At 59.7% G+C, this 18,855-nt stretch carries 18 protein-coding genes, 1 tRNA gene and 1 pseudogene; 7 read left to right on the forward strand and 13 right to left on the reverse strand.

Annotation, left to right across the window (positions count from 1 at the left end; all coding sequences use genetic code 11):
- Nucleotide 1: 1 nt before the first annotated feature.
- From C1725_RS16175 to C1725_RS16190, 4 genes are all read left to right on the forward strand, one after another.
- The gene (locus C1725_RS16175; protein WP_102412719.1) at nt 2-1,393 is read left to right on the forward strand and encodes a family 4 glycosyl hydrolase; all 1,392 of its coding nucleotides are present in this window, start codon (nt 2-4) and stop codon (nt 1,391-1,393) included.
- Nucleotides 1,394-1,527: 134 nt separating this feature from the next.
- Nucleotides 1,528-2,400 (forward strand): class I SAM-dependent methyltransferase, encoded by an 873-nt coding sequence (locus C1725_RS16180; protein ID WP_102412720.1) that lies wholly within the window; start codon nt 1,528-1,530, stop codon nt 2,398-2,400.
- Nucleotides 2,393-3,109 (forward strand): pseudouridine synthase, encoded by a 717-nt coding sequence (locus tag C1725_RS16185; RefSeq protein WP_102412721.1) that lies wholly within the window; start codon nt 2,393-2,395, stop codon nt 3,107-3,109. The genes C1725_RS16180 and C1725_RS16185 overlap by 8 nt, the downstream gene beginning before the upstream one ends.
- Entirely contained in the window at nt 3,109-3,441 is a 333-nt protein-coding gene (locus C1725_RS16190; RefSeq protein WP_346026749.1) for a phage holin family protein, read from the forward strand. Before C1725_RS16185 ends, C1725_RS16190 begins: the two co-directional genes overlap by 1 nt.
- Before the next feature lie 450 nt (nt 3,442-3,891).
- Here the strand turns inward: C1725_RS16190 and C1725_RS16195 are convergent, their stop codons facing one another.
- From C1725_RS16195 to C1725_RS16245, 11 genes and pseudogenes are all read right to left on the reverse strand, one after another.
- Nucleotides 3,892-4,452: a DUF447 domain-containing protein gene (locus tag C1725_RS16195; RefSeq protein ID WP_102412723.1), complete on the reverse strand. Its 561-nt coding sequence runs from the start codon at nt 4,450-4,452 to the stop codon at nt 3,892-3,894.
- 27 nt (nt 4,453-4,479) lie between these two features.
- The gene (locus C1725_RS16200; protein ID WP_346026750.1) at nt 4,480-5,319 is read right to left on the reverse strand and encodes a GNAT family N-acetyltransferase; all 840 of its coding nucleotides are present in this window, start codon (nt 5,317-5,319) and stop codon (nt 4,480-4,482) included.
- A 262-nt stretch (nt 5,320-5,581) separates the two neighbouring features.
- Nucleotides 5,582-5,764, reverse strand: a pseudogene (locus C1725_RS19045) (hypothetical protein); the annotation flags it as partial.
- Nucleotides 5,765-5,841: 77 nt separating this feature from the next.
- On the reverse strand, nt 5,842-6,018 hold the full coding sequence (locus tag C1725_RS16205; protein ID WP_102412725.1) for a twin-arginine translocase TatA/TatE family subunit: 177 nt from the start codon (nt 6,016-6,018) through the stop codon (nt 5,842-5,844).
- A 26-nt stretch (nt 6,019-6,044) separates the two neighbouring features.
- Nucleotides 6,045-7,343: a TRAP transporter large permease subunit gene (locus C1725_RS16210; protein WP_102412726.1), complete on the reverse strand. Its 1,299-nt coding sequence runs from the start codon at nt 7,341-7,343 to the stop codon at nt 6,045-6,047.
- The gene (locus tag C1725_RS16215; RefSeq protein ID WP_346026751.1) at nt 7,344-7,883 is read right to left on the reverse strand and encodes a TRAP transporter small permease; all 540 of its coding nucleotides are present in this window, start codon (nt 7,881-7,883) and stop codon (nt 7,344-7,346) included.
- Nucleotides 7,884-7,945: 62 nt separating this feature from the next.
- Complete coding sequence (locus C1725_RS16220; RefSeq protein WP_102412728.1) at nt 7,946-8,938, reverse strand: DctP family TRAP transporter solute-binding subunit; 993 nt, start codon at nt 8,936-8,938, stop codon at nt 7,946-7,948.
- Between the two features lie 54 nt (nt 8,939-8,992).
- A complete protein-coding gene (locus C1725_RS16225; RefSeq protein ID WP_346026752.1) occupies nt 8,993-10,111 on the reverse strand; it encodes a mandelate racemase/muconate lactonizing enzyme family protein in 1,119 nt (372 codons plus the stop codon).
- Nucleotides 10,112-10,740: 629 nt separating this feature from the next.
- Nucleotides 10,741-12,870, reverse strand: coding sequence for an AraC family transcriptional regulator (locus C1725_RS16235; RefSeq protein ID WP_346026753.1), 2,130 nt, complete (start codon nt 12,868-12,870; stop codon nt 10,741-10,743).
- Nucleotides 12,871-13,437: 567 nt separating this feature from the next.
- A complete protein-coding gene (locus C1725_RS16240; RefSeq protein ID WP_102412732.1) occupies nt 13,438-13,890 on the reverse strand; it encodes a YfcE family phosphodiesterase in 453 nt (150 codons plus the stop codon).
- A gap of 244 nt (nt 13,891-14,134) precedes the next feature.
- A tRNA-Ala gene (locus tag C1725_RS16245) sits at nt 14,135-14,210 on the reverse strand.
- 209 nt (nt 14,211-14,419) lie between these two features.
- Between C1725_RS16245 and asnS the strand changes: the two genes are divergently transcribed.
- The gene (asnS, locus tag C1725_RS16250) at nt 14,420-15,814 is read left to right on the forward strand and encodes an asparagine--tRNA ligase (RefSeq protein WP_102412733.1); all 1,395 of its coding nucleotides are present in this window, start codon (nt 14,420-14,422) and stop codon (nt 15,812-15,814) included.
- A gap of 79 nt (nt 15,815-15,893) precedes the next feature.
- Here asnS and C1725_RS16255 read toward each other — a convergent pair whose 3' ends face one another.
- Together C1725_RS16255 and C1725_RS16260 are read right to left on the reverse strand one after the other, a co-directional pair.
- Complete coding sequence (locus C1725_RS16255; protein ID WP_102412734.1) at nt 15,894-16,388, reverse strand: NUDIX domain-containing protein; 495 nt, start codon at nt 16,386-16,388, stop codon at nt 15,894-15,896.
- Nucleotides 16,389-16,403: 15 nt separating this feature from the next.
- Nucleotides 16,404-17,000 carry a GNAT family N-acetyltransferase gene (locus C1725_RS16260; RefSeq protein WP_102412735.1) on the reverse strand — a complete coding sequence of 199 codons (597 nt, stop codon included), beginning with the start codon at nt 16,998-17,000 and terminating at the stop codon, nt 16,404-16,406.
- A 128-nt stretch (nt 17,001-17,128) separates the two neighbouring features.
- Between C1725_RS16260 and C1725_RS16265 the strand changes: the two genes are divergently transcribed.
- On the forward strand, nt 17,129-17,605 hold the full coding sequence (locus C1725_RS16265; RefSeq protein WP_102412736.1) for a sigma-70 family RNA polymerase sigma factor: 477 nt from the start codon (nt 17,129-17,131) through the stop codon (nt 17,603-17,605).
- Nucleotides 17,605-18,852, forward strand: coding sequence for a hypothetical protein (locus tag C1725_RS16270; protein ID WP_102412737.1), 1,248 nt, complete (start codon nt 17,605-17,607; stop codon nt 18,850-18,852). Before C1725_RS16265 ends, C1725_RS16270 begins: the two co-directional genes overlap by 1 nt.
- Nucleotides 18,853-18,855: the final 3 nt, after the last annotated feature.

The following is an 18,855-nucleotide window of genomic DNA, read 5'->3' on the forward strand; positions in this document are numbered from 1 at the left end:
GATGAAAATCGTCATCCTGGGCGCGGGGGCATATGAGCTTGCCCCCGCCCTTTTGGACGATCTGTTCGTCCAAACCCATACCGTCTGCGACCTGTGGCTCGTGGACGACAGCCTCGACGTGGCGGAGCTGACCGCCCGCGCCGCGCAGGCGCTGGCCAAGGCCGCCGCGATCCCCGCCCGCTTCTTCTACACCGCCAACCCGCGCAAGGCGCTCTCCGGCGCGGACTACGTGCTCCTGTGCCGCGACGCATGCGGCCCGCAGGCGTTCCTGCGCGACCAAAAGGCGCTGGACGCCATCGGCCTGGGCAAACAGGCCCGCCCCTTCGGCGGCATCGCCGGGGCGATGAGCACCCTGCGCGCGGGCGGGCTGCTCATGGACCTTTGCGAACAGATGCAGCGCGAGTGCCCGCAGGCCGTGCTGATCGTCGCCTCCGGCCCCGCCGCGCGGCTGTGCGAGGTGGCGCAGCGCTTCGGCGGCATCCGCGCGCTGGGCCTCTCCCCCGCGCCCTACGAGGCGGCCGCGCGCTTTCAGGCGCTGCTTTGCGCAAAGGACGCGCCCGAGGTCGCCTGCGCGGGCACGGAGGGCTTCTCCTGGGCGCTTTCCGTCAAGCAGGACGGCCTCGACAGGCTGGAGGACGTCAAGCAGCGCCTGCTCCTCGACGCCGCGGCCTTCCGCGCCCGCGAAAAGGAGAAACGGGAAAAGGAGCGGCAGCAGGCCAAGGAGCAGGACGATCGTCTCTCCTTTGACGAACTGCTCAAGGCCCCCGCGAAGGAGGAGCGCCCCGACCTGATCTCCGCCCAGTACGTGGACTGGTACGACGCCGTGCCCGCCACGGGCGGGGAGTGGCAGCTCCTTCAGGACACGCCCGAAAGCCCTCGGCTCACGGCGTTCCCCCTGCGCTATGGCGAGGCCGATCAGGAGCTGCGGCTGCGCCATCTGGCGTCGCTCGCCGTGCACGGCCCGCTCAAGGAAGAGGGCCGTGCCGCCTTTGAGGCGATGCTGCAATCGGGCGGCCCCCTGCGGCCCATCCGGCTCGTCCACGCGCTCAGCGGCCGCGCGGGCGCGCTGGCCGTGCCGGGGCTGATCCGTCCCAGCGACGGCTCGATTCCCTGCGTGGCGGACGGCCGCTTCATCCAGGTGCCCGCCGTCGTATCCGAGAGCGACGTCTTCACGGAGCCCCTGCCGCCCTTCCCCATGGCGCTGGAGGAGCTGCTGGATCGGGTGACCGAGGCGAACCTGCTGTACGCACAGGCGGCGGCCTGCGGCGACCGCGTGGCGCTGCGCGAGGCGCTGGAGGCCGACCCCGCGACGGACGGCATCGACCTGCTCTACGCGCTGGACACGGTGGACGACCTGATAGAGCAAAGCAAAGACGTGCTCACGCGGTTCTGACGGCCGCGCGCTGCACCTGTGAAGCATGTGAAGGCTGTGCAGGCCGCTTCTATAATACCTTTTTCCTCTATACACTCCCAGTAGGTCAGCCTTCACAGCTTTCACAGCCTTCACACATTTGAAAGGAGCCATCCATGTACTTAGCATCGAACTGGCAGGATTACGAGGTGCTCGACTGCGGCGGAGGCGAGAAGCTGGAGCGCTGGCAGGACGTGATCCTGCGCCGCCCCGACCCGCAGGCCATCTGGCCTCAGCAGGACCCGGCGCTGTGGGATAAAGCCGACGCCTGGTATCACCGCAGCGAGCGCGGCGGCGGCGAGTGGGAATTTTTCAAGCGCCTGCCCGAGCGCTGGACCGTCCGCTACGGCGACCTTTCCTTCTACGTGCGGCCCACGGGCTTCAAGCACACGGGCCTCTTCCCGGAGCAGGCCGTCAACTGGGACTGGATGCGCGGCCTCGTGTCCGGGGCCGTCCGCGCGGGCCGCACGCCCCGCGTGCTCAACCTCTTCGCCTACACCGGCGGGGCGACGATGGCCTGCGCCGCGGCGGGCGCGCAGGTCTGCCACGTGGACGCGGCGAAGGGCATGATGCAGTGGGCGAGGGAAAACCGCGCGCTGTGCGGCATCCCGGAGGATCGCACGCGCTGGATCATCGACGACGCGCTCAAGTTCGTGCAGCGCGAAAAGCGGCGCGGCAGCCTGTACGACGGCATCCTCATGGATCCGCCCAGCTACGGGCGCGGGCCCGGCGGCGAGGTCTGGAAGCTGGAAAACGAGCTGTACGGCCTGGTCGCGGCCTGCGCGGAGGCGCTGTCGGACGACCCGCTGTTCTTCCTCATCAACAGCTACACCACAGGCCTGCAGGCCTCCGTGCTCAAGAACATGATCGACATGACCGTGGGCAAGCGCCATGGCGGCGTCAGCGCGGCGGACGAGATCGGCCTGCCCGTGACGGCGGGCGGCGTCCTTCCCTGCGGCGCATCCGGCAGGTGGCAGCGCCATGACTGATTTTCGCGGCGTCCGGGTCGTCTACGAGGACAACCACCTGCTCGTCGCCCTAAAGCCCCCGAACATGCCGACCCAGGCGGACGACAGCGGCGACGCGGACCTCCTCTCCACCATGAAGGACTACGTGAAGCAGGCCTATCAAAAGCCGGGGGCCGTCTACCTGGGGCTCGTGCACCGGCTGGACCGGCCCGTCGGCGGGCTCGTGGTGCTCGCGCGCACGTCCAAGGCGGCGGCGCGGCTCAGCGAGCAGGTGCGGAAAAAGACCCTTTCGCGCGGCTACCTGGCCGTCGCGCAGGGGCGGGCGCAGGCGCGGGCGGAGCTTTGCGATTGGCTGCTCAAGGACGGCGCGCGCAACACCGTCCGCGTTGTGGCGGGGGGCACGGCGGGCGCGAAGGACGCGCGGCTGCGCTACTACGCCTGCGGGGAACGGGACGGCCTTTCGCTCGTGCGCGTGCGCCTCTACACCGGGCGCTCGCACCAGATACGCGTGCAGATGCAGCACGCGGGGCTCCCGCTCTGGGGCGACGCGCGCTACGGCGGCGGGCAGCCCGGGGAGCAGATCGCGCTCTGGGGCGCTTTTCTGCACCTGACGCACCCCACGAAGGGCGAGCGGCTGTGCTTCTACGCGCCGCCGCCCGCTCAGGCGGAGCCCTGGCGGCGCTTTGATCTGCCGGAGACGTTCCCAGAGCTCGAAGAGGAGGACGAATGATGCTCAAAAAACTGCCCTATCGCATGATCGGCTGCATCGCGGCCTACATCCTGTGTGGCTATCTGCTGCCCGGCATCGCGCACGACGGCTTTGCGACGCTGCTCTTCACCGGCGCGCTCGCGGGCGCGATTGCGCAGGTGCTGCGCCCGGCGCTCTTGCAGCTTCACCGCCTGCCCGGCAAGTATACGGCCCTGGCGCTCGGCTATCTGGTGGACGTGCTGATCGTGCTGGCCCTGAGCCGCTTCGTTCCGGGCTTCTACGTCTCCAATCCCCTGTGGGCCCTGTGCATCGCGGCGGTGGAGCTGCTGCTGCGCGGGCTGCCGGTGTTTTAAAATCTGTCGGCATAAGCAAAATGTCGCGACCTGTACGGCCGCGACATTTTGTTTATAAAACCCAGTAAAAACGTCTTAAAACAATCATCGCTTTATCCAATTCTATTTCCCGATTCGAAAATCACAAGAATATTCTTGCTTGAAAGCCAGAGCTCTAATTCATCTTTTATCGAGTCTATTTTATTAGAAGGAATATTAAAATCATCTAACCAGACTAAAAGCGTGCTTTCTTTTCTCGGCGCAAATTCTGCGATTGCATCGTATATATTGGTTCCGTCTATTATCTTTAAATCCTGATTATACATGAGTGCTGTTTTAAGTTCGAATTTATATCGATACAAAATATTTTCCGCTTTCTTTTAGTCTTACGATAAATTCCGATTTGTATATCATTCAAATTGCAAGCTTAATATAATCGCCATCTTCATAGTTATATACCCGTTTATTTTTTTATCGCTTATAAAAATCCCCGATCTTACCGAGATGTTTTCCGAGCGAATGATATTGTCCGGAATAAATCACCGGTTCAAACGGAACTAAGTTAATTTCAAATGTATTCCCCACATCGATGCTTTCATCGATCTGGACATTCTTTATACGGCAAAAGAACGTATCCGATTCGCCGGTTTTGATGGCCTCCGAAACTTCGCATTCGTATATCCAGCGGCTTGAATCCAACAGCGGCGCATAAACGTATTCACTTGCAGTATACGAATAAGAAATATTCCCGTCCCCACGATGCTCGGCGGATGAATTCCCAAAATAATCCACCAGCTCCAGCATGTCCACACTCACCAAATTCACGGAAAGCTGTCCGGTTCGCAATATGTTTTGTTTCGTTCGCTTTTTGCCATATATACTGACAACGATCAAATAATTTTCCCCTTCACAGGTAGCGCTGACCCATGTGATAGGAGCAAAGTTGGGCCGTCCATCCTCATTATACGTACCCACGATAAATGTGGGCTGCACGCACATCGAATAATTTGTGCCTATCGACTTTCTCTTCATATGCGCCCCGGTTTCCCCTTTCTTATTTTACGCCTTGAACGCGATCATCGCGTAATCGCACAGCGGGCGGTAGCCGATCTTCTGGTAGATCCCGTTGGAGATGGGGTTCGCCAGGTCCGCGAACAGCGCGCAGTAGTCGTTTCCCCGGCGCAGGATCTCCTCGCTGAGCTGCGCGACGGCGGAGGAGGCGTAGCCGCGTCCCCGAAAGTAGGGCGGGGTATATACGGGCCCCACGCTGCGCCCGTGCGGCATCTGGCGCGTCGTGCCTACGAGGCTGACCGGCTGTCCCTCCGCCTCCAGCAGGAAAAGATCTCCGCGCACGACCATGGCGCGCTGCGCCTCCGCGTCCAACGGGCCGGGCGTGCCGAAACAGTCGCCCTCGAACGCGCTCTGCCAGTAGGGCAGGAAGTACAGGTCCCGTTCCGTCGCGGGGCGAAGCGTCCCGGCGCGCGGCACGTCCGCCACCGCGTCCAGCCGGTAGACCCGTTCCTCCATCTGCACCTGCATGGCGACGCCCGCCGCCTCGGCGTAATGGCGCGCGAACAGCAGGGCGAGCTCCTTTTCCCCGATCACCCCCGGCAGCGGCGCATCGTTTGAAAGCGACCGGGCGAGCTCCTCCACGGCCCCGGCGTGCGCCGGCCCGTCCGGCGATACGAGGATCAGATTCTGCGGCGGGGTCCGCAGCGCGACCAGCACGTCCCTTTCCGCATCGTCCGTCAGGGTCGCCATGAACCAGTCGGTCTGCTCTTCGCCAAGCCCGCGCTCCAGAATGCCGACCGGCAGGTTGTTGAGAGCCTCGCGCGCCAGCAGAATAGGCCGCACGCGCTCGTAAAACGCGCGCACGCTTTGAAAGATGGTAAGCCGCATTTTTGCACCCGCTTTCCTCAGAATTGCATGGAAGTTATCGTCCATTATAGCGTAGGATTTGAAAATATCAATCCCTTCCGGCAGTTTTCTTTCGCGGGGGGCGCTTTGCGCACGCCCCGCGTTTCCCGCGCATAGGGTAATGCGGGAACCCCTGACACATAAATTCGCGCGTATGAAAAGGAGCGCTCATCATGGATAATCGAAATCTGCCCGCTACCCCCGGCATCGGCCCCGAAGGACTGCCGACGCCCTCCCTGCCGGATCAGCAGCCCGCGACGCCCGGTCCCGGCCCTGAGGGGCTGCCGACGCCCTCCCTGCCCGGCCCGCCGCAATACGGAAATGGTGCATTCAGCTCCAGGCTGAAACGGCGCCTTCCGCAGCCTCCCGGGTTGAGCAGCAGGCGGCCGTCCGTCTCCTGCTCCGAATACCGGTGCGAGTGGCCGTAGACCGATGCCTGCGCGCCGGGCGTCCTCTCGCTGACGCGGCGCTTGGCAGTCGCATTCTCCGCTGTGCCGCTCTGCTTTACGCGGCGCCATTTTTCGGTTCATCCTGCGCGGCGTCCTTTGCATCCCGAATCTCGCTCTTGAATTCCCGGATGCTCTGCCCTAGCGCCTTGCCGATTCCGGCAATCTTCCCGCCGCCGAAGATGACAAGCGCCAAAACGAGGATGAGAATCATCTCTGTTGTGCCCAGTCTCATAAAGCATTCCTCCTTTTCAAACCGCGTCATATGGCTGCTGCGCCGGTCAGCCAGACAAGGCCCATGGAAATCGGCTCGAAATACGTAATGAGGAGCAGGGCTGCTGCCAGCGCGATAATGTAAGGTACGCAGGCCTTGGATATCTGCTCGAAGCTCAGCCGCCTGCTCATGCCGCACGCGACATACAGACAGTTCCCCACAGGAGGCGTAATCATTCCGATCCCCAGGTTCACGATCATCACGATTCCGACCAGATAGGGATTGACGCCGACGCTCGTAAGCACCGGGAGAAGAATCGGCGTGAAGAGTGCAATGGCTGAAACGGCGTTGAGAAACATGCCGGCAAACAGGAGCAGAATGTTGAAGAGCATCAGAATGACATACTTGTTCGTTGTAATGCTTAGCATAGCCTCCGCCAAAATCTGCGGAATGTGTCCGCGCGTCAGAACGAAGCCGAAGGTCTGCACACTGCCTAAAATGAGCATAATGGTGCCCGCGCCGACAGCCGTATTCACCAGAATCTTCGGCAGGTCCTTCCACTTCAACGTCTTGTAAATCCATTTTCCGCAGATGATGCCGTATACGCAGGCAATCGCACCCGACTCGGTCGGCGTAAAAATTCCGGAGTAAATACCGCCAAGAATAATGAGAGGCATCACGAGCGCCCAGATGCTCTCAAGGAAGGTTCTGACGGCCTCCTTTTTCGTGACCTGCTTTGTGTTCACGATGATGTTCGGATTTTTCTTCACGTACAAGTGCGCGTAGATCATCATCATAACCGCCATCAGAATGCCGGGGCCAAAGCCCGTCAAAAACAGCGTCCCTACAGATACCTCCGCAAGAACGGCATAGGACACCATGCCGACGCTGGGCGGTATGATCTGTCCCAACGTGCCTGCGGCGGCGGCCGTCGCAAGGCTAAAGTCCTCATCGTACCCGGTTTTCTCCATCTCCGGCGTCATAATGCCGCCGATTGCGGCGGTTGTCGCCGGGGAGGAACCGGAAATTGCGGCAAAGAACGCACTGGCGGCGATGGTCACGTATGCCAAGCCTCCCTTGAAGCGGCGAAAAAAGAGGTTGATAAAATCGACCAGCTTTTTGCTCAGTCCCCCATCCCCCATCAGATTGCCGCACAGAATGAAAAGGGGAATTGCCATGAGCTGATACGAGGTCATTCCCGCAAACATGGTCTGCGCGACGACGACCATATTGACGCGCATACCCGTCATAACAATCGTGACGACGGCCGCCAGGCCAAGGCAAGCGCCAATCGGCGTGCCGATCAGCAAAAGAATACAGAATGTGCCAAACAGCCAGGGTATCATCTACTCAACCTCCTCCGCGATCTCCGCCGCCGTTTTCTCTCTTCCGTCATTCGTGCTGTCTGCCTTAAAGAACGCCTTTAGCGCCAAATAGAGACTGTACACCGTCAGGAGCAACAGCCCCACCATCATGATGATGTAAATAAGACCCATCGGCCATTTAAGTATCGGTGTAAATTGCTCCATTAGCCGCGGAAGCTGAACTGCGCAATAATAGTTCACCATGCCGTAGAAAATGCCGCACATAAGCCAAGCAAGGCATTTCATCGTGCGTTTGACGACCCCCGGCATTTTGTTTTGAATCAGCTCCACACCGATCAGTTTACCGCGGCGCGCCGCAATATAGCTGGCAAACGTCGTACTCCAGAGAAAGCAGTACTGCGAAAGCTCAGTCGTCCAGTTGACTGTCAGCGCGCTCATACGAGCGACTACCTGAAGCGTGACGCAAAACAGCATCCCGCCCACGGAAACGGCAGCGCCCAGATATGCGAAGCGGTCCATATTCTGAAAGAACCGATCCGCGCCGCTGAAAAATTTGTTCAAGGTGCCGGCCTCCTTTTTCATGGAATGAAGGCCGGGACGAGCCCGGCCTTGAGGGAAGTGGGTCACTCGCTGACCTTGGCCTGAGCGGCCTGAAGCGCTTCTATGTACGGGCGCAGGTCGGTGTTCATGTACTTCTCAATCACGGGCGCGACAGCCTCCTTGAACGGGGTAAGGTCGTCGATGTAGGTCACAACGATATCAGCGCCTGCGGCGATCACCTCGTCAAGCTGCTTTTCCTCGGTCTCCTGCGCCAGCTTGATCTGATAATCGGCGGCCTCGTCAAAGGACTTCTGCACGGCCTCCTGTTCCTCGACGGTGAGAGAGTTCCACAGATCGAGGTTCATGGTCACCGGTTCCACCGTAAACACGTGGCGGGTCATGGAAAAGTAGCGGTTTACCTCGTAGTACTTGTTGTTGATGTAGTTGTTCTGCGGGTTTTCTTGTGCGTCCACCGTGCCCATCTGCAGAGCGGTGAAGACCTCGGAATTGGCCAGCGGCACCGCGTTCATGCCCAACGCATTCATCATGTCCGCGAAGACCTGACTTTCAGCGATGCGAATTGTCAGTCCCTTTAGATCCTCCACCTTTTCTATCGGACGCTTGGAGTTGGAAATGTTGCGCCAGCCGTTGTACCAGTAGCCCAGCAGCTTGAGGTTGTACTTCTCGCACTCCTGCGCAAAAACCTCCGCTTCCTCGGTCTTCATCATCGCAAATGCCTGTTCCGCAGTATCAAACATGTAGGGCAGATTCATCGCGTCGAAGGCCGGAACGATGTTGCACACGCTCATCGGGTTCTCTATGCAGATATCGATCGTCCCCAGCGCGTTGCCTTCGACGGCTTTGGAGCCGGTTGCAAGCTGATTCGCCGGATAGATATCCAGAGACAGCGTGCCGTTCGAGTACTCCTGCAGCTTTTCATTCCAGAACTCAGCGCCCAGCTGATACGGGTGAACGGTCGAGCCGATATGGTGCGTTGCGAACGCATAGTCGGCGGATGCGGCGGCGCACATCAGCACGAGGATGGCGCAAAGCAGCATTGTGAAAATCTTTTTCATGAGGGTCTCCTCCTAAATTCAAATTTGAAAGGCCATGGCTTCCGCCGATGAAAATTAACGGTCGATGATGGAGCCGTCCTCATGCGTGCTCCAGCTCGGCTTCCTGCCCTGGAAGGGGAACTTTTCCGCGATGTTTTCGACCAGGTCGATTCCGAGGCCGGGGCCTTCCGGCATGGTGATGTAACCGTCCTCCACGCTAAGGGGCGCGCCCTTGATCATAGCGTTGAAGTCGCCGAACGTGCCCGGCCATTCCTGCACCTCGAAATTCGGCGCGACGGCATCGATATGCAGCGCGGCGACCGTGGAAATCGGCCCCAACGGGTTGTGCGGAATGATGCCCACGCTCTTGGCCTCGGCAATGCGTGCAACCTTCATACCGGCCGTGATGCCGCCGATCACGCACATGTCGGGACGCAGATAGGCCACGTCGGTGTTATCCACGAGGTTGGCCAGCTCATAGATGTTGAAGCAGCGCTCGCCGTTTGCAATCGGAATCGGGCACTGGGCGGAGACGTATTTGGCAACCTCCGGATAATCGTTGAATGGGTCCTCAAAGAAGTGAATGATGTACTTGTCGAGTACCTTGCCGATTTCGATCGCCTCGACCGGCTTGCACTGGCGATGAATTTCAAGTGACAGATCGATTTCGTATCCGACGGCCTTTCGGATGGCCTTGAACATGGCTTCGTTCTTGGAGCACATGGCCGCGACGGTATCCGAGGCGTTAGAGCTCAACGGGCGCACCCGGACGTGCTTCCAGCCCTCGTCGACGAGCGCCTTGACTTTGCTCGCCACCTCTTCCGGCGTCTTGCCCGACGTCGTCTCATAGGCGCGGATCTTGTCGCGCACCTTGCCGCCCAGGAGCTGGTAAACCGGCACGCCCAGCGCCTTCCCCTTGATGTCCCACAGGGCGATGTCGATGCCTGAAATCGCGGCGTTGACGATGGTGCCCCGGAAGTGGGGCGTGCGGGTCATGGCATTCCAGAGCCATTCAATGCGGAACGGATCCTGCCCGACGAGCAGGGATTCCAGCACCCTGAGCGCCTCGGCAGTCGCTGTCTGCCAGGCCCACGCGCCGCATTCTCCCCAGCCAACGATGCCGGAATCCGTTTCGACCCTAACCAGCAGCCAGCGAGACGCGCAGAGAATCGGTTCAACCTTGGTGATTTTCATGGCACTTCCTCCTTGATAATGGGGTGATTCGACGGGCGCTTCTGCATAAGCGGCGGACGGTCCGAGCATGCCCAGCATGTTGCTGGCCGCCAGGCCCATTGAGCATGCCGATGCTCCCTTGAGAAAGGTTCTGCGGGAGATGTTGTTCATCATGTTCATCCTTTCCAGAAATCATTGGGTGGTTTCGGTGTGTCGTTTGCGTCCCGCTCGTTGCCGTTAGTATATTTGTGCAAATTCTTGCGGTCAAGGTTCACTAAATTGCCCGATTTTTTCGCATACGGGCCCTGAGTAGCGTGCGTAAAACCCGAAAACCCGTCTGTTTTACCGTAGATGAACCTCGCCTGCATCAGTTTTTGCGGGTCAGGACGCCCTCTTTTTCCGGTCTTCGCCGGGGAAAGAACGGGCCGGAAAAGTTGATGCTCCGCTTTGTATGAGGCCTCGCCGTTTAAAAGGGAGGCGGAGCGGCGGCGCCCGACAATACAGGAAAGCACGTGCTGTACGAGGCGCCTTCGGCGCTTCACAAAACGCGCGCTAAACTCCCGCCGCAAAAAAACCTGAACCCGCGAATCTGCGGGTTCAGGCGCTGGCGTATGTTGTTTTACGCCGTCTTTCGGACAGGACGGCGTGGTTTAGAGTGCGGTGTCCGTCTTGCGGAATACGCTGGGCGTGCTGCCCATGTATTTTTTGAAGGCGCGCGTCATGGTCAGTGTATTTGTGTACCCAACGGCCACGGCGATGTCGCTCAGCGGCACATTGGTATGTTCGATTTCATATTTGGCCGCCTCAATCCGCAGGCGATGCAGGCTCTCCAGAAAGCCCTGCCCCAAATTTTTCTGAAACTCGCGGGAAAGCGTGGATACGCTCATGCCAAATTCCTCCGCCAATATTGAAAGCGAAAGGCCGGAATCGCGAAAGTGCGCATGCATGTATTGGTAAACCGAGGCAAACTGCCCGGAATACTGACCGTGAATCCGATTATCCCGGTGCGTCTCAAGCTGGCAAAATACGTGCTGCCAAAGGGACAGCACCTCGCTTTTTCCTTCGGGGCGGAGAAGCTCTGCGGTATCCAAATTCATCTGCTCCAGCAAAAATATATTGCTTTCATTCGTCTCGGTAATCATGGTCAGCGTCAGTTGCAGAATGCTGGTAAGCTGCTGGGTACGCAGGTGCCGGCTTTTCTGCTGGAAAAGTGTTTCGACCATTTCCTTGAAACAGGCATAGGCTTCATCGTAACGCTCCATGTAGACCAAGTCCGCCATGTGCATGTTCTGCTTGAGCAGCGCGTTGAGGCTGATATGCTCCGAACGGCCGCTCTCCTTCTCTTCGACGAGCGCGGCATGCAGCATGGCCTCATGGTAAGCGTGGCTGAAGCTGTCCTGACCGGAGCAAACCTTGCTCACGCCATACTGCAATCTTTCGCAAAGCTGTGTGCTGATGAGGGAGACCCAGCTTTCAAGCCGCTGGCGGACGAAGTCTTCTGCTTCGTCTCCGGGAACGCACACGACGATCAGCAGGCAGGATTGCAGCATCAGGCATTGCGCGTCCAGCCCCTCCAGTTGAGGGCTCAGCGCCTCGGATACAGCGGCGAGCGTAATGTGGCAACGATAGCGATACTCCTGATCGCTGCAATCCACGTGTCCCCAGCGCCCATCGTCGGGATAGAGGGTTATGAGCAGGTATCGGCTGAGGAGTCCGGGAATCCCCAGCTCTTCGAGCTGCTCCGCGGTCAGCGAGGGATACTGATCCAGCGCGAGCTGTTCCAGACAGGCTCTGCGGAGCTGGCGAATCTGCTCATCGATGGTTTTCTGGCTGGTGGAGAGCTGCTGGTAATAGTGATGAATGGCGTACGCGATCTTTTCCAGCTCATCCGTATTGCTTTGATCTTCCGCCTGCGCGTCCGAAACGGGAACCTCCTCGCTGATTTGCCTGAGCGGCCTGAGTACGTGCAGGATAAAATAAGTGTAAATAAAGACCATGGACAGCACCCAAAGCACATTGAGCGCGATCATCAGTCTGAACCACGCGGAGGTCACGGCGCTAGTTACGCCTGTTTCACGAAGCACGGCGATCAGCATACAGCGCGGAGCCTCAAGCTCAAAGCGCATGAGCGTGTATTGCCCCACATTCTCGACCAGCGCTTCGCCGAGCAGACGGTCTTCCTCCACGGGAAGCGCGCCGCCGCCTTTCATAAGCGTCTGTCCATCCGGCAGCACGCAGACCATCTGTTCCGTGTCATACGACCTGCCGCTGCTGTCCCGAAGCAGGCTCTCCTGAAAAACCTCGTCGGAGATGCCGCAAAGCAGAAACGAATCGTCGACAGCGCACACGACATAGACCGGGGAGGAGGCGTAATGTGTCGGTTTCGCCGCCAACAGTGTACCGTTTTTAAGATTTGCAGTATCGCCCTGCAAATTGATTATCATGCGCAGCTCTTCGACGCCATGGCATACAGCGGCATAGCGCCCGTTTTCAGCGAGGGCGATGTATACGTCCGAATGCGGAAGACAGAGCACAATTTCGGAATAGTTCTGATTGACCATGGCAAAGCTCAGCAGGCGATTGAACATCCTATGCGGGTCAGTGCCGCGTTGAAACGGGGACATGTTTTCCACGACGTGAAAACCTGGCTCGGTCATTTGGGCGAGCAGCTCCGTGGAGGTATACGCTTCAAGGGTAGGCAGTGCATCGATGGAGGTATACAGATTCTCGCAGAAGGAATCGGTGTCGTCGACAACTTGCAAAAACAGCTGTGTGTTCACTTCAAGACGATCATAATTTTCCGCTCGATAGCGAGAGGTATTTTCCCTTTCGATGTTCAGGACAACAATGGACGTAATGCACCCCAACAGGCCAACGCAAAAACAGATGCTAAGCTGATAGCGCTGCTTTCTCGTCAGCCGGCCCATCCTTTCGCGTATATGCAAAGATGCCCACGCGCCCATTCACAAATCCCCACCTTTTTCTATCAATCAAGGGCAGATTTTTCATCATGGATTCCCGCATGATGAAAATTCATTAGGATCTGCCGAGAATATTATAACATAGCTGCCCGCTGGATTCCTCATGCACTTTTGTTCACATCGCGCCTCATTGCCTGAAATAAATGACGGATAAGCCCTTCAATATTTGCAGCGTCCAGCAAGCCGCGTTTCTTTTGCTCTGCAAGCTGCGTGAACGATAGGGAAAAAAGGCGTTAAACGTGTATGCTGTACGAGGGTCAGCAATGGGCCGATCAAGGGCGACGACAGCATGCGCGGCGTTTCGCCCCCATAAGGCAAAAAACGCCGGGGCATCGCGGTTCAAAGCGCTGCCCCGGCGCGCTCGTCTCAATCCAGCGCCACCTTTTCCAGCCGGAAGCTCCCGCCGTCGATCCAAAGCACGGCCATCGAAAGCTCCAGGCTGAAACGGCGCCTTCCGCAGCCTCCCGGGTTGAGCAGCAGGCGGCCGTCCGTCTCCTGCTCCGAATACCGGTGCGAGTGGCCGTAGACCGCGATATGCGCCCCCGCCAGATCCTCTGGAATCCGCTTGCGGTCGTGCGTCATGAAGAACGCGACGCCTTCGAGCCTGAAGGACAGGCTGAGCGGCATCTCCGCCGCCCAATCGCCGTCGTTGTTTCCGCGAACCGCATACAGCGGCGCAACCGCTTTCAGCGCGTCATAGACCCTAAGGGTGTCAAAATCACCGGCATGCACAATGCAATCACAGCTCGCCAAAACGTCCAGCACCTGCGGACGAAGCAGCCCATGCGTGTCGGATATCACGCCCGCCTTGACGGCCATACCGCACCCCTCCTTCGCGCCCCCGCAAAAGCCAGGCGGCGTCTTATCAGATTTTTGATCTCCCGCTCAGCCTGGTTCCCACGCGCGCATAAACCCTGCCGATCACAGGCAAGACCGACGACTTGCCCTGAGAAAGAAACGCTTACGAGAGGAGATGAAAAAAGCCCTTTCAGGTTGTAGACAAGGTTGACATTGGGAAGAAAACAAACAAAAAGTCTGAAAACCGCAGCTTTCAGACTTTTTATGGTGGAGCATAGCGGATTCGAACCGCTGACCTCTACAATGCGAATGTAGCGCGCTACCAACTGTGCTAATGCCCCAAGTATTCAATTTCGAGCGTTTTCGAATGGCATTCGCTCGGTACGCACAATATAATAGCACAGATTAAGCGTCGATGCAAGGCCTTTTTTGCATTTTCTTCAGCTTTTTTCAGAAAAAGGGCCTGCTTGATCGAAAAGAGCGTTGCTTTTCACGCGCTCAATGGTATAATATCCGTATCATATTACCATGGGGATGGAGGAACTTTTACATGCAAAGCCTGACCGTCCGGGAGATTTTCCGCAACACGCCCGCGCAGGATGTGAGGGACGTGTGCGTTTCGGGCTGGGTGCGCACGCTGCGCGATTCCAAGGCGTTCGCGTTCATCGAGCTCAACGACGGCACCTTTTTCAAGAACCTGCAAATCGTCGCCGAGGCGGAAGGCCTTTCCAACTACGCCGAAATCGCCAGAACCGGCGTGGGCGCGGCCATCCGCGTCGCGGGCACGCTGGTGCTGACGCCGGGGGCCAAGCAGCCCTTTGAAATCAAGGCCGACGCGATCGAGGTCGTGGGCGCGTGCCCGCCGGAATACCCGCTGCAGAAAAAGCGCCACTCGTTTGAATACCTGCGCACCATCGCGCACCTGCGTCCGCGCACGAACACGTTCAGCGCGGTGTTCCGCATTCGCTCCCTCGCCGCGCAGGCGATCCACGAATTCTTCCACGAGCGCAATTTCGTCTACGTGCACACCCCGATCGTGACGGCCAGCGACTGCGAGGGCGCGGGCGAGATGTTCCGCATCACGACGCTCGACATCGACAATCCCCCGCGCGACGAGCAGGGGCGCGTGGATTCGAGCAAGGACTTTTTCGGCAAGGCCGCGAACCTCACGGTTTCGGGCCAGCTCAACGTGGAAACCTTCGCGCTCGCCTTCCGCAACGTATACACGTTCGGCCCGACCTTCCGCGCGGAGCGCAGCTTTACGCCCCGCCACGCGGCGGAATTCTGGATGATCGAGCCGGAAATCGCCTTTGCCGACCTGTTCGACTACATGGACCTGGCCGAGGAGATGGTTCGGTTCGTCGTCGGAAAGGTGATGGAGGAAGCGCCGGAGGAAATGGCCTTCCTGGGGCAGTTCGTGGACAAGGGGCTTTTGGAGCGCCTGACGCTGGTCGCGGGCAGCGAGTTCGCGCGCGTCACCTACACCGAGGCGATCGACATCCTGCAAAAGAGCGGCGCGGCGTTTGAATACCCGGTCTCCTGGGGCTGCGACCTGCAAACCGAGCACGAGCGCTATCTCACGGAAAAGCACTTCGGGCGGCCCGTGTTCGTCTACGACTACCCGAAGGAGATCAAGGCGTTTTACATGCGCCAGAACGACGACGGAAAGACCGTCGCGGCGGCCGACCTGCTCGTGCCCGGCATCGGCGAGCTGATCGGCGGCAGCCAGCGCGAGGAACGTCTGGACGTGCTGGAAGCGCGCATGGACGAGCTGAAGCTCGATAAGGAATCCTACTGGTGGTACCTGGAGATGCGCAAATACGGCGGCGTGCCGCACGCGGGCTACGGCCTGGGCTTCGAGCGGCTGATCATGTACCTGACGGGCATGGGCAACATCCGCGACGTGCTCCCCTTCCCCCGCACCACGGGCAGCGCGGACTTTTAAATCGCATACCCAGACAGGCGGAAAGGCTTATGCCCTTCCGCCTGTTTTTTGCCGCCCCAAATTCCCTTCTGCCCGCCGGTCAGAAGGGCACCCTGTCCCGCAGCAGCGCGTAGCGCTCCATCACCGGAACGCACACCTCGCCCGCCTCGATCATCCGCTCGAAGACCGCCCGCGTGACCCAGCGGAAATCGACCGTCTCGCCTTCCTGCAGGACGATGGCCGGACGCTCCTGCGGGCAAAGGTAGAGGTATTCGTCGTAGAAATTTGAACGCCCCCGATGCTCCAGCAGCAGCTTGAGCGCGTCCGGCGCGGCGCAAAGCCCCGTCTCCTCCGACAGCTCGCGCGCCGCCGCGATGCGGGAGGTCTCCCCCGCCAGCGCCGAGCCGCCCGTGAATTCCCACTGGCCGCCGTAATGCTTGGCCGGGTGGCGCAGGGTAATCAGCAGTTCCCCCCTGGGGTTCACGGTCAGGATGTCGACCACCTGATGGTATAGCCCCTCCGGCATGGGCTCGCCCCGCAGGTGAAGCCCGCCCGTCGCCCGCTTGTTCTCGTCCAGCAAATCCCAATATTCCATAAGTACCTCCTGACTTCAGACCCTCGGAAGGACGCGCGCCTCCCCATCCCGCAGCACCGCGTCCACAAACGCCTTTTCCAGCGCGTCAACCGGCCGGATTTCGCGCCGCGGAACCGGATGCTCCCCTAAAAACAGCTCGTAATAGCACACGTCATGCCAGGCGTCGAATTTATACCCCACCTTCTCCAGCGTGCCCACGAGCCGAAAGCCCATGCGCTCGTGCAGCGCGCGGGAGGGCGCGTTGGAGGCGGTAATGACGCCAAACGCGCTTTCAAACCCCTGCGCCGAAAGCAGGCGCAGCACGCACGTATACAGCGCCAGACCCGCGTGCCTGCGGTGGCATTCGGGCGCGAGGTAGAGCGACAGGTCGACCGTGGGGCGATAGGCGGCGCGCTGCGCGAACGGGGAGGCGTAGCAGTATCCGAGCGCCTGCCCGTCCTCCTCCGCCGCCAGATACGGAAAGCCGCTCTCCTGTAATGAACGGATGCGCGCGGCAAAATCCTCCGCCGTGGGCGTCTTTGTTTCAAACGTTGCCGCGGAACGCTCGACGTAAGGGCGATAGACCGAAAGCAGCGCCTCTGCGTCTTCGGGCGCGGCAAAGCGGATGTGCATGCGCGGTTCCTCCCAAAGATAAAATTTTTTGTCGGCCGGGTGAACCTTTTTCCCTCTTTTTGCATCTTAATAGGTAGATGAATGGACAAGCAAGCGCCGGGCCTCGGCGCGGGGTAAGGGGGAAGAAGATGGATGCGGTAACATTTCAAAAAGAAGCGATGCGCCTGCAGACGCTTCTGTACCACGTTTCGTTCTCCATCCTGAGAAACGATCAGGATTGCGCGGACGCGGTGCAGGAGACGCTGATGCTCGCCTGGCAGCATCGGGGAGACCTGCGCGAGGGGTCTTCGTTCAAGCCCTGGCTGACGCGCATACTGGTCAACACCTGCAACACCATGCTCAGGAAGCGCGCGCGGGCGCGGCTCGTGCTGCTGGACGAGGTCATCGTCCCTACGGGCGACGCGGACACCCTGCCGCTGCGCGACGCGCTGGACCGGCTGCCGCAGGACCTGCGGGTCGCCACGGTGCTGCACTACCTGGAGGGCTTTTCGGTCCGCGAGATCGCGGAAATGCTCGATACACCGGAGAACACCGTCAAGATGCGGCTCATGCGCGCCCGAAGGCGGCTGCGCGGCATGCTGTCCGAAGAGGAGGTGATCGGGTGATGGAAAAGATGGACACGAAGTTTCAAAAGGAATTGCGTCAGGCGCTTCCCCCGGTACCGGACCTCTTCAAAGCGGCCATGGAAGAGACGCTTTCGGAAATTGTAGCACAGGAAACCGGCGCGTGCAAGACGGAGCGAAGCCGGCGCGTCCGTCTCGACACGTCGCGCGTATCGCAGGAAGCCGGACAAACGGAATCCCCGAAGCGCCCCGTTGTAAAGCATTCGCACAGGAAGTCCCGCACAGGCCTCCTCATCCTGATCGCCGCGCTGCTGCTCGCGACGGTGGCTTTCGCGGTCGCCAGCCGATTGAGCGCGCTGGAGGCCTGGTGGATCACCCTGCCCAAGGAAAAGGAAGCGGAAATGCTCCAGCGCGACCTGGCCTCCTACCGCGAGGGCGACATCGAGGTGCGCATGGAGGAAGCCACCTACGACGGCATGACGCTCTACCTCGTATACAGCGTGCGCGACCACAGCGACCCCAATCTGCTGGGGGAAAACGACGTGGGCGACGAAAACCGGTACATTTACGACGGCGCGCCGCAGGGCGCGCAGAACGCGGGCTTCGGCTGGTGGAACGACAACGTCTTCATCAACGGCAAGGCGGTCATGCCCATACACGGGGAGCAGGTCTTCGGCGGCCCCAACCCCGGCGAAGCGCTGCACTACTGGCAGGCGGACTACTACCTTCTGGACGTCGAATTCACGGGCGACGAGGTGGAAATCGGCATTCCCATCCTGCCGCACACGGAGGCGGACAGGCCCAAGATTTTAGAGGACGGAACGATGCTCGCGCCGGAGCACGGGCTGTTTACCTTCAAGCTGGACCTTTCCATGGCCAAGCAGAAGCGCGTAGAGCACCCCGATTATGCCGTGCAGTTTGAAAACAGCACCGCGCGCGTGGGCGACGTCGTCTACACGCCGCTCAGCCTGTACGTCAACGTGAATTTCACCGCGACGCAGGAAGCCATCGACGCGATGACCGCAAAATACACGGAGGAATCCGGCTTTAACTGGCCGGCGTCGGCCTACGACGTCGCCTGCGAAGAGGGATGGAATCGTATATGCTTTGCCGACGGCGACGGCAACTACGTGGGCGAGGCCCGCATGAGCGCAGGCGGAGACAAATCCTGGTACACCCTGCCCGTCCTGGAGCCGTGGCCGGAGGAGCTCTACCTCGCCTATGCGATACGCGACGAATCGTGGAACGTGACGGGCGTCCAGATGGAAAATGCCCTGCGCATCCGCTGAAAC

Origin of the sequence: Beduinella massiliensis (assembly GCF_900199405.1) — a bacterium.
In the GTDB taxonomy this organism is placed as follows: Bacteria; Bacillota; Clostridia; order Christensenellales; family Aristaeellaceae; genus Beduinella; species Beduinella massiliensis.

Coding starts and splice junctions, on each gene's coding strand:
- C1725_RS16175 (WP_102412719.1), top strand. CDS start 2: ATGAAAATCGTCATCCTGGGCGCGGGGGCATATGAGCTTGCCCCCGCC.
- C1725_RS16180 (WP_102412720.1), top strand. CDS start 1,528: ATGTACTTAGCATCGAACTGGCAGGATTACGAGGTGCTCGACTGCGGC.
- C1725_RS16185 (WP_102412721.1), top strand. CDS start 2,393: ATGACTGATTTTCGCGGCGTCCGGGTCGTCTACGAGGACAACCACCTG.
- C1725_RS16190 (WP_346026749.1), top strand. CDS start 3,109: ATGCTCAAAAAACTGCCCTATCGCATGATCGGCTGCATCGCGGCCTAC.
- C1725_RS16195 (WP_102412723.1), bottom strand. CDS start 4,452: ATGAAGAGAAAGTCGATAGGCACAAATTATTCGATGTGCGTGCAGCCC.
- C1725_RS16200 (WP_346026750.1), bottom strand. CDS start 5,319: ATGCGGCTTACCATCTTTCAAAGCGTGCGCGCGTTTTACGAGCGCGTG.
- C1725_RS16205 (WP_102412725.1), bottom strand. CDS start 6,018: ATGAGACTGGGCACAACAGAGATGATTCTCATCCTCGTTTTGGCGCTT.
- C1725_RS16210 (WP_102412726.1), bottom strand. CDS start 7,343: ATGATACCCTGGCTGTTTGGCACATTCTGTATTCTTTTGCTGATCGGC.
- C1725_RS16220 (WP_102412728.1), bottom strand. CDS start 8,938: ATGAAAAAGATTTTCACAATGCTGCTTTGCGCCATCCTCGTGCTGATG.
- C1725_RS16225 (WP_346026752.1), bottom strand. CDS start 10,111: ATGAAAATCACCAAGGTTGAACCGATTCTCTGCGCGTCTCGCTGGCTG.
- C1725_RS16240 (WP_102412732.1), bottom strand. CDS start 13,890: ATGGCCGTCAAGGCGGGCGTGATATCCGACACGCATGGGCTGCTTCGT.
- asnS (WP_102412733.1), top strand. CDS start 14,420: ATGCAAAGCCTGACCGTCCGGGAGATTTTCCGCAACACGCCCGCGCAG.
- C1725_RS16255 (WP_102412734.1), bottom strand. CDS start 16,388: ATGGAATATTGGGATTTGCTGGACGAGAACAAGCGGGCGACGGGCGGG.
- C1725_RS16260 (WP_102412735.1), bottom strand. CDS start 17,000: ATGCACATCCGCTTTGCCGCGCCCGAAGACGCAGAGGCGCTGCTTTCG.
- C1725_RS16265 (WP_102412736.1), top strand. CDS start 17,129: ATGGATGCGGTAACATTTCAAAAAGAAGCGATGCGCCTGCAGACGCTT.
- C1725_RS16270 (WP_102412737.1), top strand. CDS start 17,605: ATGGAAAAGATGGACACGAAGTTTCAAAAGGAATTGCGTCAGGCGCTT.